This is a genomic window from Elusimicrobiota bacterium, from assembly GCA_018816525.1.
Classification (GTDB): domain Bacteria; phylum Elusimicrobiota; class Endomicrobiia; order CG1-02-37-114; family XYA2-FULL-39-19; genus OXYB2-FULL-48-7.
This window is the reverse complement of record JAHIVV010000025.1, coordinates 1-16,688: the sequence shown is the minus strand read 5'-3', so window position 1 is coordinate 16,688 and position 16,688 is coordinate 1. Positions and strand designations below refer to the sequence as shown.

The following is a 16,688-nucleotide window of genomic DNA, read 5'->3' as shown; positions in this document are numbered from 1 at the left end:
TTCAACAGTTTGGGCGCCGCAACCGCGGTGTCCGGATGTGACTCCATAAAACACAGTAATTCGTCTATCGAATTGGGGCCTACAACTGTATCGGAATTCAATAAAAGGCAATATTTGCTCTCAGCTGCCTTTATAGCCTGATTGTTAGCATAGGCAAACCCAGTATTTTTATCATTTTCAATAAGCCTGACATTTGGATAATTCTGCTTTAAAAAACTTACCGTGTTGTCTTGTGAATTATTATCAACAACAACAATATCGTATTTTGCTTTCGGAGCCGCCTTGTAAATTGAGTCAATACAGTCAGAGAGCATTTCTTTTGTGTTAAAAGTCACAATACAAATAGTTAAATCCGGCGTTTTTCCGTTCATTTTTTTACCAGCGCATAAAGGATAGAACTGCCGAATAGATTAGGGGCAACTTTTTCCAAATATGGAAAACCTTCGCATACATAATATTTTTTTACTTTATAGCCCATTTCACCGGCCCATCTGATAAAATCAGGAATACTCCAGAATCTGAGATGTTCAGCGGGATGAAGCACCCACTGGACAGGGAACTTTCCCAGCAACAGGCGCAGCCGGTAAGCAAAATAGGCAACATTGGGAATTGATATCAATATTTCTTTTTTAAAACTATCCGCTATTTTTTTCAGCAAAACCTCGGGCTGGGCTATATGCTCTATGGTTTCAGAAAGAATAATATAGTCGTAAACACCTTCAACCTTGAAATTTTTATCCGTTATATCAGCTACTTTTGCGTTTACCCCTTTTGCCTGCGCCCTTTTAACACTGGTTTGAGCAATATCATAACCATAACTGGATGTATTTTTCTTTTCCTCTATATATTCCAACAGGTTTCCATTGCCGCATCCTATATCAAGGACTGTAGAACCGCTATTTACAAGCTTCTCAAAAAATGAATATCTTTTAGGTATTCCGCCGGAAATATTTTCCGGGTCTTTTCTGGTTTCATAATAATCATCATAGTTCATGCTGTCTAAAGTAATTTTCGGATCCGCAAAAATCATTCTGAATGTACTTTTTACAACTGAAATAACTGTTCTTGGAATTAATCGCATTTCTACCTCTTTAATACCCCATTCTGCCTGCTAGGAAAGGCATGGGGTAATTAAATACACTGTTTCTTAAAACATGATTTAACAAAACTAAATTCTTCCTTACTAAACCCTTTTATTGCCACAAGTACGGTGATATAAACGGTAATCCCGATAAAAAGCAGGACAATAACATTTAATTTATATAAAACAAAAAGCGCAACAGCCATAACAAAACCCGCAATTAACGGTTTCAATAAATGAGGCAGTATTTTGACACCCTGCAATTCTTTGCGGATAACAAACCAATATAAAACAACCAGGTAAATAAAAGTGCCGGCCCTGGCTATGGCCGCGCCGGCATAACTGAAGTAATATATCAATACTCCGCTTAGGACAAGGTTGACCGCAATGCCGATAACATTTATTTTTACGACATTTTTTTGCTGGTTTACCGCTTGGAGAAATGCCGCCATAAAATTACCCAGGGCCAGAAACAGGCTGGCCAGCATAAGAATTTCAAAGCTTGTTTTTGCCGGCAGGTAATTAACCCCGTAAAACAATAAAATTATTTTACCGGCAAGAATACTGCCTCCTACCGCAAACGGCATGGTAATTTTAAATAAAGTTTCTATTGACTTCTCAAAATAGCTTCTAATCTCTTCTTTTGCTTCTTTGAATAGTCTGCTAAAAACAGGGTACATTGCGGAGCAGAAACTTAAACCGAGAAACATCAATCCGACAACAAACGTCAAACCTATCCCATAATACCCTGTCGCGGCATCACCGCTCATAAACTTCAATATCACAGTATCCGTTTGAAGCATAATAGTGCCGGCAATACTTCCCAGGGCAAATACATAGCTTTGTTTGACAAAAGAAAAATTAGGCCGGAAAAATATTTTGAAGGGAATAAATTTATTGAACAAAACTATCAAGGTTGCAGCCGCCCATATAAATATAGCCAAAGTATAAACGGCCATTACATTTACGAGATTAAGCATTTTTAGTTGTGAGATTATTAAAATAAAAATCAAAACTAAAAGGGTAAATATAAAATCTAGAACCGCATTAATATCCAGTCTTTCAAAAGCAGATAAAAAAGAACCAAAAAAAATACCAAATGATTTTATCCCAACGTATAAGAAACCGAAAATAAGGGCTATTCTTAAAATATTTGAGTAAGGCAGAACAAAAATCAGGCAAATAAAAAGGCAAAATGAAATAAAAACAAGAATAAGCTTGAAACCGCTGATTTCATTCAAATATTTGAGTGCATCGTTATGGTTGCGGGCTACATCTCTCGCAGTCAGTATATTTAAACCCAAATCATTAAGCAACATAAAATAACTTATAAAGGAAAAGATAAATATATACTGCCCGAACTGAGTTTCGCCAAGTTTTCTCGCAAGTATTATAGATGTGGCAAATCCAAGAATTTTCGCTAGCACTGCGGAAGAATTCAGGTAGAGCATGTTTTTAAATATTCTTTTATTAGTTTCCTGATTCATTTTGTTAAATTCCTACCAGGGAGGCCTTTGGAACTTTTTTTGAAGGATATAGCCCGGGTAAAACCATTACAATGGCAACTAACAGCCAAAACGGCTCGGCTATTCGTACTGTTATGAAAGTGTTCACAGCTATTGATTGAAACAATAGAGCAACCTCAGCCGCTATCAAACCCAAAGCCAGGGCTTTTGCCAGCCAATAATCCATGGAATTATAAATGCGGATTGCATTAACCAGCACGCTGTACAACAACCACAAAAAAACACCCAAACCAATAAAACCCAATTCCCCTATTATTAACGGATATTGAGCATCCACAAGCCCCACCCCTGTAATTCCAAAACCGAAAAACGGCTGTTTAACAGCCCAGTCAGTCAGAGCTTTGTTCCAGTTCTGCAGCCTTAAAAGCGCGGAGGTTTCTTTTATCCGCACTCCCACAACAGATTTTGATTCCATATCAGCCCCTTGAAAGGTTTCAGTTATTCTGTTTGTAACATCTTTTGTTGTTTTTGGGAAAAATATTGGCGCGAAAATCAGCCCCACAAGAATCATCAGGATAAGAGGCAGCCTCCTTTTGGTTGCTAAAGCAATAATAACCAGATACATAGGAACAAAAGCTAAAAATGAAGCTCTGGATAAAGTATAAGCAAACGGGATTAAAGAAAAAAGAAAGAATCCGAGCATAGTGTAAGAAAACTTTGTTGATGGCCCATAGCAAAATAAAGCAAGAATGACAGGCATTATCACCAATAAATAACCGCCTAAAGCCGCGGATTCCCCCGATTTAAATGCTACATCATAGTCAAAAGGGGCGTAGATTCTTGGCACGCCTTTGGCAACCAGAACATAAGCGTAAACATTAACTATGAGATACGTTACCAGGGCGGAAATAAGTATCTGTTTTAAAAATCTATGATCTTTGACTATATTCACAACCATTGCATAGAGGGCAAAATACTCAATATATTTAATAACATAGAATGAAGATTTTGCCGGGTTCACAAAACCAAGCACCATAGCTCTTCCGGTGAAAACTATACAAATAATTATGTAAACTGTGATAGGAAAATTTAAGGGCGTTTTCTGGAACACGCCTGTTTCCCTTTTCACTGACATATAAGCAAGCCAGGTTATAAACAGGATAAAAAGCAGGTAATCATCAAGCCGAACTACTACCGCTCTGCCGGGGAACCTGGCAAGAATAATTTCCGGCGAAAGCAACATAGCAAAAATAAGTATAATAAGCCCGTGCTCGGGGCGGCGAAATGAAATCATTGTAAAAATAATGCCCGCTATGGCAATCAGGGAAATAAGGAAATCTGTAGAAGAGCTAAATTTTCCGGCGGCAATCGAAAGGATAAATATGCCCAAAATAAACAGAATGTAAGCTGGCTTGAGCATTTTTATTTAGTTATTTGGCAGGCTGCTTATCTTCCTTGCTGTAATATTTGTATGCATAATAATAGCCATGGCGCGGTTCCATTTCAGATGATTTAATATCATTCAATACAACGCCAATTACCTTTGTCTTTACAGTTACTAACTGATCTTTCGCCCTTTTAAGCGCGCCTCGGGCAATTCTTCCTACTCTATAAACAAGAACAGCCGAATCCGCATATTTAGAGATAACCAGTGTATCAGCAAAAAGCAACACAGGCGGGCAATCAATAATTATCAATTCAAATTGCCTTTTCAATTCCTCAAATATATCGGCAACAAAATGTGAATTCAAAAGGCCTACAGGATTCGGATGAATAGTTCCGCAGGGGAGGATTTTGAAATTTTCTAAACCGGGCATGTGAAGCAATTTTTCAAGCGCCAATTCACCCAGAAGAAAATCAGTTGTTCCCCTTATAACTTCATGGAGGCGTTTCTTGCCGAGCACATAATCGGTAAAACCCGGGACCCTTTGGATACCGAATATTTTATGCACGGATGGGCGCCTTAAATCCAGTTCCATGTAGAGTGTTTTTATTCCCGTTTGGGCCGCGGCTAAAGCAAAATTAACAGCTGTTTGGGTTTTCCCTTCCATGATGCCGGCAGAAGTGAAAAGAATTGTGCTGCCCAGCCCAACCAGGCCTTCTTTTGCAAATTTAATATTTGTACGAAGCGTATGATAGGATTCGACAAAAGGGGATTTGCTTGAATGATATGCAATCATTTTGGCCCTTAAATCAGCAATACTGCGTTCTTTTTTAAACATACCAAAATCCAGCCCGAATTTTTTCTCGAATGAACTTTCAATATGCGGGATTATACCGATAACGGGAATTTGCATATAGGTTTCAACATCTTCAATGGTCCCGATTGAAGTATCCAGGTGCTCAATAACAAGCGAGAAAATAAAACCAAGGAATAGTCCAATCAAAGTACCGACTGAAAAATTTGTCATTCTGTTAGGCTTTATTGGCGCAGCGGGTTCAACAGCCGGAGTTACGATAAACGCGCTCTGGTCCCTGTCTGCTTCCGATATCTGAGATTCTTTAAATCTTTTTGCCAGCATTGTATAAAGGTCTTCATTTAATTTAAGGTTCCTTACAAGGCGGGCGTAGTCAAGCTCTTCTTTGGGCAGCTGCTGCAGTTGTTCTCCAATTATTTTTATCTGCCTGTTAATCTCAATAACATCAGGATGTTGTTCTGTGTAATTCTTAAGCAAGTCTGTCTTTTTTGTTTGTAAATCAATGAGCTTTGACGAAAGCGCGTTTCCTGCACCTGAGGTTCTGTTTTTCTCGGAAAAATGTTTAACTTTATCCTCGGATTCCTTCAGTTTTGCTTCAGCTTCATTCATTTGTTTTTCAATGAATTCACGCAGTTCCCGCGCCCTGCGGCTTCTGTCTTCAACGCCTTTTTCAATATAGACTTCTGCTGTGGCATTAGCAAATTTCGCAGTTTCGCCCGGATCGGAAGAATTACAGGTAATTCTTATAAGGTTTGAATCGGCAATTTTGTCAGCATCTACTTTACCTTGTATTGAGTCAACAATTTGCTGTTTTTTTTCTGGAAGTGTTTTTTCGGTCAGGAGGAAAAGCTTTCTGGCGGTTCTTTCGGCTACCAGGGTGCTTTTTATAATTTTAACCTCAGTATTTATTGCAGTAATAGTATCCCAACCGGCAGCTTCCGTGGTAATACCCGGTACGATAAGGGTGGGTTCTACTTTTACCACAGCCGTAGCCTGGAATACCTGGGTCTGCATATTTGTAAAAATCCAGGTGGATATCATTACCGCAGTAAAAGTGAAGAAAATAATAAACTTTCTTCGCCTTATTATCCGCCAATAATCGTACAAACTTAATTCATATTGCGCCATTTTGTTTTACCTGCCCATATAACTGGCAATAACGAGCACCATAGCAACAAGGGTCAGCCAGGGCATAACTACGGGTAGAAGCCACTGATTAGAAACATAGCCTTTTATAGGTATATAAACTATATCCCCAGGTTCAACTTTAATATCCAGCTGTGTTTTGCCTTTAATTATACTTTTTAAATCAATTTCAATGGTTTCTCTTGCGGCTTCCTGGCCTCTGAAGATCTTCACTGCGTTCAATTTCGCCACATCCGTAGGCCCGCCGGCAGTTGATACAACATCAAGAACTGTAAGGTTAGCGCGCCAATCATAACTTCCAGGTGACCGGACTTCACCTATTATGGAAATTTTCTTTGGCTCTTTGGGTATTTCAACGATATCCCCGGGTTCAAGTATAAAATCTTTGGAAAAATCGCCTGTTTTTAAAATACTTTCTAAATCCATGTCGAGTGTTTTTCTGTTTTGGGCCTCGCCCCTATGTACCTTAATGTTTTTTATTCCTGCGTTCTTGGTTAAACCGCCCGCGATCGTGATTGAATCATAAAGCCTCAACTGGCTTCTATACTCGATTGAACCCGGCCGGTTTACTTCTCCCATAATAAAAACCTGCCTGCGGTTAAATGATTTCATTCCGATAGAAACTTTTGGGCTCGTTACATATACCGATAATCCTTTTTCAATGAATTGAGTTAATTCTTCTATTGTTGCGCCTTGAGCGCTTATGTTGCCAATCAAAGGCATAGAAATAGTGCCATCGGGTTTAACAGCCGATTCCTGAGAAAGTTCTTTTGCAGGCCGGACTGAAATGCTTAAAACATCGCCTGTTTCGATCTTGTAATTCGATAAATCGTTATCTACCTGTTCAGTTTTTGGTTTGTTTTCTGTTTTTGGCTTGACCTGTTCTATTTTCGGTTTTACTGCAGCTGGTTTTGGCGCTGGAACAGCGGGGATAGCCGGCACTGTCGGTACCGAAGGTATCGGCGAAGAAACCACGGGAACAACTGGCTTGGTAATGGGTTTTGCGGGCGCCTCTTTTGGTTTTACTTTATTTATTTCTGCATCCAGGACAGCGAGGTTAACCTTGCTGTTGCGGTATTTTTTAAGGATCTTCTGTAAAACGTAATATCTGTCACTTGGATTTAAATTCTTCTGCGCAGCAGTTTTCTGGTAATAGGAAATATCATTTTTTAGGTTTTTTTCGGTAAGGACAGCTGTTTTTTGTTGGGCGAATGGGGAGGAACTTATCAGGACGAAAACAGCGCATAACAAAATGGCTGGTTTTTTATTCATTTTACAGTTAGTCCTTGCCTAATGCTGAAAGGACCTGGTAAATTGCGTCCAGTTTCACATTAAGTTTGGTTAGCTGATCCTTTAACAATTCAATATCTGCGCTTGGCTCCTGTTTATCCTGCTTGGCCGGTTTCTCAAGGCTTTTTTTTATTTCAGATATATCTCCAGAAATTGAGTTTAGGTGAGCTTCAAGTAACGAAATATCGCTCTCATGCTGAGATAAATCGTGCGCTTCTGTGTCTTCGTCATCGTTGTCCTGCAAATCCTTTGGAACTGTACTAGAGCCTTTCAGTAAATTGTTTAATACAAGAAAAAGCAGGATAACCCCACCGATGAGGAGTACACCTGCAAGTAAAGTTATATAATCCTTTAGCAAAAAATCCATAAATCCCATAATTTCACTGTGCCCCTTCTAAGCACTTATTGTAGCCCAAAAATTTGAATTTGTCAAGGTGATTTCTTAACAGGGTGTGATCGCTTTTGATCGCTTTTTGTTGCGTCAATAATTTGTGTTTGAGCTGGCATAGTGTTATTTTCTAAATTATATTATCAGTTGAAATCCGAATAATAAGAGGATCAGTCCGCTGATTATGCGGACCGCTTTGAAAACCGCGGATGACCCTTTTGCCTGTTGGCTGATTAGCCCGGATAATGCGCCGATAGGAATAATTGGTGAAAGCAATGTTCCGATTCCAAAAACAAAACTAGAAATAAAACCTTCAAAAACATTTTTTGACATAGCGGCTATATAGGTTAAAGGTACATACTTGTCAAGTATTAAGGACTTATAATATATACTTGACAGATAAAATACCATTTGTTATAATTATTATATGCATTCAATTCAAGAAAAACTGCTTGAGCTATCAAAAAAGAGAAATCTTGCTCAACTTAGTTTACGAGAAATGGCCAGTTATATCGGGCTACATAACGAATCTCCCCAAAAAATAAAACACCATCTTCAACAATTACAAAAAAAAGGGTTTTTAAAAATAGACCGTATCAAAGGGTTAATGGACCGTAATACAGGTATTCCCGGTTGGGCAAATGGACTACTTGATAAGGCATCTAGGCTCTTTTCAATTCCTGTTATAGGCACTGCAAACTGCGGACCAGCAACAATTTATGCTGAATATAACTTTCAAGGATTTTTAAAAGTATCAAGCAAATTAATAGGGCGTTCAAAGCCGAATGGGCTTTACGCCATCAAAACAGATGGTTCTTCTATGAACAGGGCTGAAATAGGTGGAAGGCAAATTGAAGACGGTGACTATGTAATCATTGACAACCAAGATAAAAATGTTAATAATAATGATATTATCTTAACCATTTTAGATAATAGAGCAACCATTAAACGTTATATCGATGACCGGGCGAATGGACAAATTATTTTAAAATCAGATTCATCTTTTGATTACGAACCAATTTACCTGCACCCCGATGACAATTTTACAATTAATGGTAAAGTTATAGCCATAATAAAAAACTTCAAAAATTAATAAAATGAACACAGTACTGAAAAAACCCGAATTATCCAATCATTCTCTTATTGGATATGCCGAACATCAGACTAATACTTATTATAATAACCAAAATATTGCCTATAGAAAACAAAAAGCGCAGTTCTTTACTCCTTCGCAAATTGCTTTTTTCATGGCCGATATGTTTGATATTAAAAAGCAATCCTTTAGTATTCTTGACCCAGGTGCTGGTACTGGTATGCTTAGTGCCGCTTTCTGTGAAAAACTACTCAGTTATGATAGGACATTTACAATTACTTTAGATGCTTATGAAACAGATTCAGAGCTTAAGCCTTATTTAAAAACCACGCTTGAAAAGTGTAAACAAACTTTTGAAGAAAAGGGAAGTAAATTCTGTTTTAATATTATAGAGAAGGATTTTATACTCAATAACGCTGATTATCTTAATAATTCGTTATTTACAAAAAATCAAAATTACTATGATATTATAATATCGAACCCGCCTTATTTCAAACTTAACAAGAACTCTCCTCAGTCAAAAATAATGGAAGATATTTTATCTGGCCAACCTAATATTTATGCTTTTTTTATGGCCGTATCCTTGAAAATGTTATCATCTGACGGTCAGATGGTTTTCATAACTCCTAGAAGTTTTTGTTCAGGTCTTTATTTTAAACGATTCAGGGCCTGGCTATTGAAAAACAGCAAAATAGACAGAATACATCTTTTTGAATCAAGAGATGAGATTTTTGAAGAAGTTTTGCAGGAGAACATTATTGTAAAATTCATACAAAAAACAAGTTACAACAAAAACCAACCTGTAATCATAACAAACTGCAAAAACGGGCAATTAAATAATGTCAATAAATTGAAAGTTGAATACAAGGATATGTTACATGATAAAACAAATGACGTCTTTATAAAAATACCAACATCACATACAGAAATAAAAGTGCAGCATATAATCAATAACTGGAAATATTCAATAAATAGTTTTGGTTTTAAAGTATCAACAGGCCCAGTGGTCTCATTTAGAGCTAAAAATCATCTTTCTCCTAAGTTCAGGAATAACAAAACAACCGCTCCATTGCTATGGATGCATAACATTAAAGGCATGGATGTTATCTGGCCTATAAAAAAGAATGGTAAAGAACTTGCGATAAATGTTTCAGAAGAAACACAGCCATTGCTGTTATCAGTAAATAATTTTGTATTAGTAAAGAGATTCAGTTCAAAAGAACAAAACAGACGTTTGTACGCAGGAGTTTTTCTAAAGAGCAATTTTGATAATCCCAAGATAGGTATTGAAAATCATCTCAATTATATTTATAAATATAAGGGGACACTTTCAATTGATGAAGCATATGGAATAGCAGCACTATTGAATACATCAATTGTAGATATATTTTTCAGGATGTTAAATGGTAATACGCAGGTAAATGCTGTTGATATAAACAATATCCCTCTGCCATATATAGAAGGTATTACTAAAATAGGCAAAATAGTACAGAAAATGAAACCAGCAATTGGGATTGAATTGGACAAAATTGTTGTAAATATTTTAGATATTGACGATTCAATTTTGTATGAAATAAAGGAGATTTATGCCAAAAATGGGAAAAATTGAACAAGGTATTGAAATATTAAAAGGACTTGGGTTGCCAAGACAACAACAGAACGAAAGGTGTTCTTTAACTTTGCTTTCGCTTCTGGATTTGAAGAAAAATAACAGCTGGGAAAAGTCTCAAAAACGAATAATTGGAATTCATGACATTCTTATTTTTATAAAGAAAAATTACAACAAGAAATATGCTGAGAATACAAGAGAAACCATACGAAGACAAACCTTGCATCAATTTGAGCAAGCAGGAATTGTATCAAAAAATTCTGATGACCCTTCAAGGTCAACAAACAGCCCTGCAACAGTTTATGAGATTACAGAAGAAACTCTCAATGTAATAAAGAAATATGGTACTTCAAAATGGGAAGATACTTTAAAATCATTTATATCAAAAAAGGGGAAATTAATTGATAAATATGAGAAGATACGGAAAGATAAATTTTTGACCTTAAAAATTGATGGATCGGACAGTATAGAACTCTCGCCAGGGAAACATAATGAATTACAGATTAAAGTAGTTAAAGAATTGAAACCGCGGTTCTTTCCTAAGGCAGAATTGCTTTATTTTGGAGATACTGCAAAGAAGACATTAGTAAATAAAAAGGATGACTTGAATAAATTGGGCATACCTATAACAAAACACGATAAATTACCGGATTTTGTTTTTTATAACAAAGTAAAACAACAAATCATTCTTATAGAAGTAGTGACTTCTCATGGACCGATTTCACCGAAAAGGCAAATAGAGCTTGAAAATACATTGAAAAACTGTAAAGCTTCAAGAATATATATAAGCGTTTTTGCAGATTTTCATGAATTCAAGAGACATATTGACAATATTGCGTGGGAAACTGAGGTTTGGATAGCAGCTAATCCTGACCATATGATACATTTTAACGGAGACAAGTTTTTTTCTGTATATAATCAGTAAAATTATTATTTAAGAGGAAATCCGGAATTCTGATTATTGTTTTCCGGATTGTTTTTTATTTGGATATTAAATGTGAAATAAAAACAAGCACAAAACAGAAAGCATAGATAACAAAAAATACTGAACGATACTTAGACACTTTACCGGTCCGATAAATCATAAAAGTCATAAGTACAAGAAATACTGTCCAAATGGAACTTGTAATAAGCAGTTGTGAGTTAGGTATATTCCTCGCTACAATAAAAGTTGAAAATAAAATCAACATTACGCCTGATAAAAATATACTTGTCCCTACTGATTTACGCATTTATATATATCCTTTTATAAACTCCAAACTGAGTCTACTGCAAAATATAAACTTTTCTACCTGTCTATCAAATGGGGGAAGGCTCTGAGTCTAAAAAATAATATTTTGCCTTAAGCAATTTAAATTAGTAAATATTCCTTAAAAAATTTTATTATTTCCGGAATGTCGTACTGGTGCCCTCCGCAGAACAAATCTGTTCTAACCTTAGCTGGCTCACCTGCGGCAGAATATATTTTTTTCACATGCTCGTGACATTTTATTCCGGATTCAACCGAAAAACATTCTTCGTCTATACCTGTCTGCAAAAGCAACGGTTTCGGCGCACTAAGCCCAATAATATCCCCTACATCCGCATAGCAGTACATCTGGGGAACAAATTGTGAACCGCAAAAATTTGCTGTGTCTATAGCATAATGTTTCGTAGTTGTTGAATAGCCGGAAACAACTGTTGCTTTAATCCTATCGTCAATAGCAGAAATATATGTTGACCTAGTGCCTCCCCACGAAAGTCCAAAAGATCCAATTCTGTCAGAAGCGACTTCAGGACGAGTTTCAAGATAATCTATTGATTTAATCAAATCCCAGATATTAAGCGTAATCAGGTTTATACCTAAAATTAACCCTCTTATGAAATGCGCGTCGCATTTGTCCTTGCCAGGATACGGGTTCCCCTCTTCGCCTTCCGATAATTCTCCAAAACCTCTTGAATCAGGGCAGAACACAATGTAACCCTCTTTGACTAATTCCTGTCCAACGCTGGGTTTACTAATGCCTGCCAGTCTATCAGAATAACTGATAGAAACTCCTGCGGGGTGGTCTTTTCCGCCATCCCTATGCCCATGCAAACCTAATAATACAGGCCTTTTTTCATTAGGTTTTAAATCTTTTGGTAAAAGTAACCACGCGGGAACCGAAAAATGTTCTTCTGTGTCAATTACAATTTTCTCGCGCCAATGATCTCCGCAATCAGCCCTGGCAATTACTTTAGAATTTAATGGAACTTGTTTTGGAAATTCGCCTAAAAGTTCTATTAGTTTATTCTTTAGTTTATTATGCCATTTTTGAAAATCATCTTTAGTAGAACCATTAAAAGCCAGGCCTGGCTTTATCTCTTTTTCTCTTTCAATAAAATACTGAACCATAGAATACTTGGTATTAATTTCTTTCATAGGGCATTCCTCCTGACAGCAGCTTTAATTTTTATCATTTGGACCTATCCAATTTTTTGCTTCGCCAGCCCATTTCCATCCGGGGGCAGTTAATTTAAAACAATTCATTTTTACTTTTTTGTTCTTAATTATTTTCACAACTTCGTTCCAATCAGTAATTCCGCTAACAGCGTCAAAAGCGCGAAGATTCTGTAAACCGGCTCCATTTGCGCACTTTAATGATTCTTCTATACTCATGCCTTTCAAAAACGCGGCTAAAAATCCTGCTATTGCCGAATCCCCGGAACCTGTTGCGCTTGCTATTTTCCCAGCATAATAACTTGGCAACCAGAGCTCCCGGCCCGACCAATTTGACATATTCGCGGTTTTTACTTCTCCCGTTTTTTTAAGAAGTTTTTCTTGCGCTGTCCTCGCATATATGCCGCGACGCGAACATTTCAACACTATTATTTTGCCGCCATATTTTAGGAGAGTAGAAGCTATTTCACTTAAATCGTCAGCAGTGAAATAACCATCTATGCTGTTTTTACCGGCAATTTTTTTCAGCGCTCTGTATCTGCCGGGATTTAACATAAAACATATTTCTTCAAAACTTGGTAAAAATATATCCACAAAAGGCATAAGTTTCCTAAGGATATTTGACCAGTTAACTTTACCTGACTCACTGTCTGAATCAGGTAATGCCATATCTAAAGAAGTAATAACACCTAAAGATTTTACCTTTTTAAATATTTTTATTAACTCTAAACCATTATTAGAATAAAGCCGTTTCATCTGGGTCGGATAGCCAAAATGAAATAACTTTGCTCTTTTTACCGTTTTATAGTCTATGTCTTTATAGCCAAAAGTATCATTTGTTCCCGGATAATGCAGAAACATACGGTCGTTACCAGGGACTGCTAGAACAATGGTGTAAGAAGTGTTTTTCCCTTTCACCTTACTCATATTGCTTATATTGCCATATTTACCCAAAATATTAATAATACCTTCTCCAAATAAATCATCACCAACTTTGCCCATCAGGGAAACGTTTATTCCTAATTTAGCTAAAACAAGCCCTGTATTCGATACTGTTCCACCTGTAGATACAGCTGCTTCATTAACATTCATAAGTACTCCAGGAACAAAAATATTGCTCAGGTTCTTACCTAAAATGTTTTTACTGAATTTTGGTGTTATATCAAGGCATATATGCCCTGCAACAATTACTTCCATAGTATAGTTATTTCTATAGTTACATCTGCTTTTGGTTTCTTTTTAACTTTTTATAAAACCAAAAGAATCCATATTTTTCAATATTTTTTCTTTTTCTTGAAGAACTAATTTCTTACGGCCTGAACAAAACTCACAGTTAGGCCTATCACAAAGGACAATAGCGGGGTCTATTTTTAGGAATGTCAACATTACCTTTACAATATCTCTCATTTTCATCATTTGAACCAGGGCTTGACCTATTTGAATACCTCTCATCAATCCGGATTCAACTAATTTTTTATTCAAGTTTGATTCCGTGTGGTAAAAATCCCTGTCTCCAATAGGTATAGAGGGGACGGTCACTTTTGCCGTATGATTAGCTTCGTCCACCAGAAGCGCTTCTTCTGCTTCGCTAACCGGAACACCAGCCCAATCTTCAACAGCATGCACGGTTGAATTTGCTTTTAATCCGCATCCCAAAAACAATACTTTTGCGTCTAAATCAAACATTTTTTTAAACGGGCTATTTAACCCGAATGGACTATCTGTAGGTTTGTTGTTTTTTAGAATTTGATCCAGGTCTTTTCCTAAAACACAAACAGAATGAGTGGGATGCAAACTTCTTTTTGCACCAGGCCTGAATCTGAAAAACTCAGGCATTACGCCAATTTTTGAGGCGGTCCTTAATGGATGATAAGGAGGATTTAGATGCCCTTCTACATGTTCTTTTGCAAAAGAATATGTATTTGTGGGCATACACAATGTTCCACTTTCAGTTATAACTTCCAAAAGAGCGTCAATAACTGTATCCGCCCCTCCATCCACTTTACCAAAACTTGATAGAGAAGAATGGACGAGCAAAACATCGCCTTCTTTTGTCCCTAGTTCTACTAAACCGGCTTTGATTTCTTTTTTAGCTATTCCTGTACTCAAGTTTAATCCTAATTATTTTTTTACTGAACCAGCAGTTTGGCTATACTTTCTCTTAACTCTGAAAATTTCTGAGAAGTCAGGCCCCCAAAAGTAGCAGCTTCTGCGCCATCTACATCTTTTTGTTCAGACTTAACTTCAATAGATATTTTACTTGATACTAGATATCTTAATTGCTCGCGATTGAGGTTATATTTTTTTGAAAGAAGTATCAAATATTCCACATCCTGGGCGCCGCGTCTCAATGCTTTAACTCTAAGCGAAGCAATTACCGGATAGCCAAATCTTGTTGAACCATCAACAATCAGTGATGTCTGTTCAGGTTCCTTAAATGCAGAATCTCTCCCCAAGCTTTGCCAGGGGAGTACTCCATCGGCTCCATTAAGATATGAGGCTACACACCAATTTTCAGTGTTAAGGTTTGATTCATTAATATTATTGCAGGAACCATAGGAATACAAAATCATATTGCCCTCTTCTGCCATTATTCTGCAACGGTGAGCTTTCTGAAAAAAGACTCCGCCTACATACATTACATCTAACAAGTTGTTCAACCAATCTCTCTGCCATCCAGGACGAGAAATATCTGCCCTGAAAGCAAAGTTGGCGGTTTTTGCGCTATGTATGCCCTGTTTGAATAATCTGCCAAAAAACGCCAATGCTAACCAGTCGTCACAATTAAGCGGTTCATCTAAAAGCCACCAGGAAGTCCCTCCCTCATTTTTCGTTTTATAGAAATACTTATTATTCAAATAGAATTGAAATGATGGCTTGGTCCAACCTTTTTCCTCAACATGCTTAACGAAATCACCTGTTACATTAATAAACGCATCCTTGTAACCTTGAGTAAATAACTGTTCTACTGGCCCAGCACTCATGGCGTGTTCCGTTATACAATTTTCCCCTTCCCAAGTACCTTTATACTGATAAACCTCCTGTGTCATTGGTGTTGGCCAACCCTCAAACAAAGGTAGATAAATAGTTTTCACCGGAACCCCGGACCGAGGACAATCTACAAAAGCTGAGCCATCAAGCAAGGGACCGATATTTTTATCGTAATCATCCCAATAGACTATGTGTGTTTCTTTACCCTGTCCATCAATCCTGGGAGAAAAACCGCTGGAAACCCTACTGTCTGCATGAGCATAGGGCACACGGTTTAATGTGCAACGATGAGCATGCGCCAACCGGTGACTGTCCAAAAATTTCTCACTCCCTACTGCGTTCAGGTCAGAGTAACAGTTTAATTCCGGATTAAAATTAAGCTCGTCAGGTATAACAACATCATAAACTGTTAATTCAATTGGCAAATCAAAAGCATTTACTCCATCTGCTGATATGGTTACTTTACCAAGATATTTTCCAGCCTTTGTATTCTTTGGAATAAATAGATCAACATATACCACTTGATTAGTTTGCCCGGGAATATTGTTTTTTAGGTTTGGAACAGAAAAATTTTCAGTTTCCTTTAGCGGTATAGCGTATTCTTCCTGCCAGCCTTCCGCATTAACATACCAAACCAAAAAAGTATTTATTTTGCCGGATGAAATTTTATCTCCTTTTGAATTTTTTAAATCAGAAAAAGCTACTTTTACATTATGCAAATCCGAGGCAACTTTTTCTATAGCCAGTTGGAAAGCGATTATTTCCGCTCTCGCGCCGAAAAGCCTGATATTTTTACCGTCCCAAACGTAGTTTTTCATACGGTAGTCGCCGGCTATGCTTTCATCAAGACTTCCTGTTACCGGTTTGACTTTGCTTACTTCGGGAAAAGCCCAAACACGAAGTTTTCCATCCCTCTCTGGCGGAACAACCCCAGCGCCGGTAATAGTTAAATCCGGCAGTTTAGGCGTAGCGGGCAACGCTGCCGATGTTTTTCCTTTAACTATAAC

At 37.2% G+C, this 16,688-nt stretch carries 16 protein-coding genes; 3 read left to right on the top strand and 13 right to left on the bottom strand.

What is annotated here, in order from left to right; all coding sequences use genetic code 11:
- The 8 genes from KKH91_03075 to KKH91_03040 all read right to left on the bottom strand — a co-directional run.
- Positions 1-371, bottom strand: a 371-nt coding sequence (locus KKH91_03075; GenBank protein ID MBU0951796.1) for a glycosyltransferase family 2 protein, incomplete at its 3' end; no start/stop codon positions are given.
- Positions 368-1,081 carry a methionine biosynthesis protein MetW gene (locus KKH91_03070; GenBank protein ID MBU0951795.1) on the bottom strand — a complete coding sequence of 238 codons (714 nt, stop codon included), beginning with the start codon at positions 1,079-1,081 and terminating at the stop codon, positions 368-370. The genes KKH91_03075 and KKH91_03070, both read right to left, overlap by 4 nt.
- A gap of 50 nt (positions 1,082-1,131) precedes the next feature.
- On the bottom strand, positions 1,132-2,568 hold the full coding sequence (locus KKH91_03065; protein MBU0951794.1) for a flippase: 1,437 nt from the start codon (positions 2,566-2,568) through the stop codon (positions 1,132-1,134).
- Between the two features lie 4 nt (positions 2,569-2,572).
- Positions 2,573-3,967 carry an O-antigen ligase family protein gene (locus KKH91_03060; GenBank protein MBU0951793.1) on the bottom strand — a complete coding sequence of 465 codons (1,395 nt, stop codon included), beginning with the start codon at positions 3,965-3,967 and terminating at the stop codon, positions 2,573-2,575.
- A gap of 10 nt (positions 3,968-3,977) precedes the next feature.
- Positions 3,978-5,873: an AAA family ATPase gene (locus KKH91_03055; GenBank protein ID MBU0951792.1), complete on the bottom strand. Its 1,896-nt coding sequence runs from the start codon at positions 5,871-5,873 to the stop codon at positions 3,978-3,980.
- A gap of 6 nt (positions 5,874-5,879) precedes the next feature.
- Positions 5,880-7,163 carry an SLBB domain-containing protein gene (locus tag KKH91_03050; GenBank protein ID MBU0951791.1) on the bottom strand — a complete coding sequence of 428 codons (1,284 nt, stop codon included), beginning with the start codon at positions 7,161-7,163 and terminating at the stop codon, positions 5,880-5,882.
- Positions 7,164-7,170: 7 nt separating this feature from the next.
- A complete protein-coding gene (locus KKH91_03045) occupies positions 7,171-7,548 on the bottom strand; it encodes a hypothetical protein (GenBank protein ID MBU0951790.1) in 378 nt (125 codons plus the stop codon).
- A gap of 156 nt (positions 7,549-7,704) precedes the next feature.
- A complete protein-coding gene (locus KKH91_03040) occupies positions 7,705-7,980 on the bottom strand; it encodes a sulfite exporter TauE/SafE family protein (protein ID MBU0951789.1) in 276 nt (91 codons plus the stop codon).
- A 16-nt stretch (positions 7,981-7,996) separates the two neighbouring features.
- Here KKH91_03040 and KKH91_03035 point away from each other — a divergent pair, with 16 nt between their 5' ends.
- From KKH91_03035 to KKH91_03025, 3 genes are read left to right on the top strand one after another with little or no spacing between them, the layout of a single operon-like run.
- Positions 7,997-8,662, top strand: coding sequence for a hypothetical protein (locus KKH91_03035; GenBank protein MBU0951788.1), 666 nt, complete (start codon positions 7,997-7,999; stop codon positions 8,660-8,662).
- Positions 8,663-8,666: 4 nt separating this feature from the next.
- Entirely contained in the window at positions 8,667-10,271 is a 1,605-nt protein-coding gene (locus KKH91_03030) for an Eco57I restriction-modification methylase domain-containing protein (GenBank protein ID MBU0951787.1), read from the top strand.
- Positions 10,258-11,196 (top strand): restriction endonuclease, encoded by a 939-nt coding sequence (locus KKH91_03025; GenBank protein MBU0951786.1) that lies wholly within the window; start codon positions 10,258-10,260, stop codon positions 11,194-11,196. Before KKH91_03030 ends, KKH91_03025 begins: the two co-directional genes overlap by 14 nt.
- 55 nt (positions 11,197-11,251) lie before the next feature.
- Here the strand turns inward: KKH91_03025 and KKH91_03020 are convergent, their stop codons facing one another.
- From KKH91_03020 to KKH91_03000, 5 genes are all read right to left on the bottom strand, one after another.
- Entirely contained in the window at positions 11,252-11,503 is a 252-nt protein-coding gene (locus tag KKH91_03020) for a hypothetical protein (GenBank protein MBU0951785.1), read from the bottom strand.
- A 119-nt stretch (positions 11,504-11,622) separates the two neighbouring features.
- On the bottom strand, positions 11,623-12,672 hold the full coding sequence (locus KKH91_03015; GenBank protein ID MBU0951784.1) for an alpha/beta hydrolase family protein: 1,050 nt from the start codon (positions 12,670-12,672) through the stop codon (positions 11,623-11,625).
- Between the two features lie 24 nt (positions 12,673-12,696).
- Complete coding sequence (locus tag KKH91_03010; protein ID MBU0951783.1) at positions 12,697-13,887, bottom strand: carbohydrate kinase family protein; 1,191 nt, start codon at positions 13,885-13,887, stop codon at positions 12,697-12,699.
- Positions 13,888-13,929: 42 nt separating this feature from the next.
- Complete coding sequence (locus KKH91_03005; GenBank protein MBU0951782.1) at positions 13,930-14,799, bottom strand: AAC(3) family N-acetyltransferase; 870 nt, start codon at positions 14,797-14,799, stop codon at positions 13,930-13,932.
- A 20-nt stretch (positions 14,800-14,819) separates the two neighbouring features.
- Positions 14,820-16,400 (bottom strand): DUF4091 domain-containing protein, encoded by a 1,581-nt coding sequence (locus KKH91_03000; GenBank protein ID MBU0951781.1) that lies wholly within the window; start codon positions 16,398-16,400, stop codon positions 14,820-14,822.
- Between the last annotated feature and the right edge of the window lie 288 nt (positions 16,401-16,688).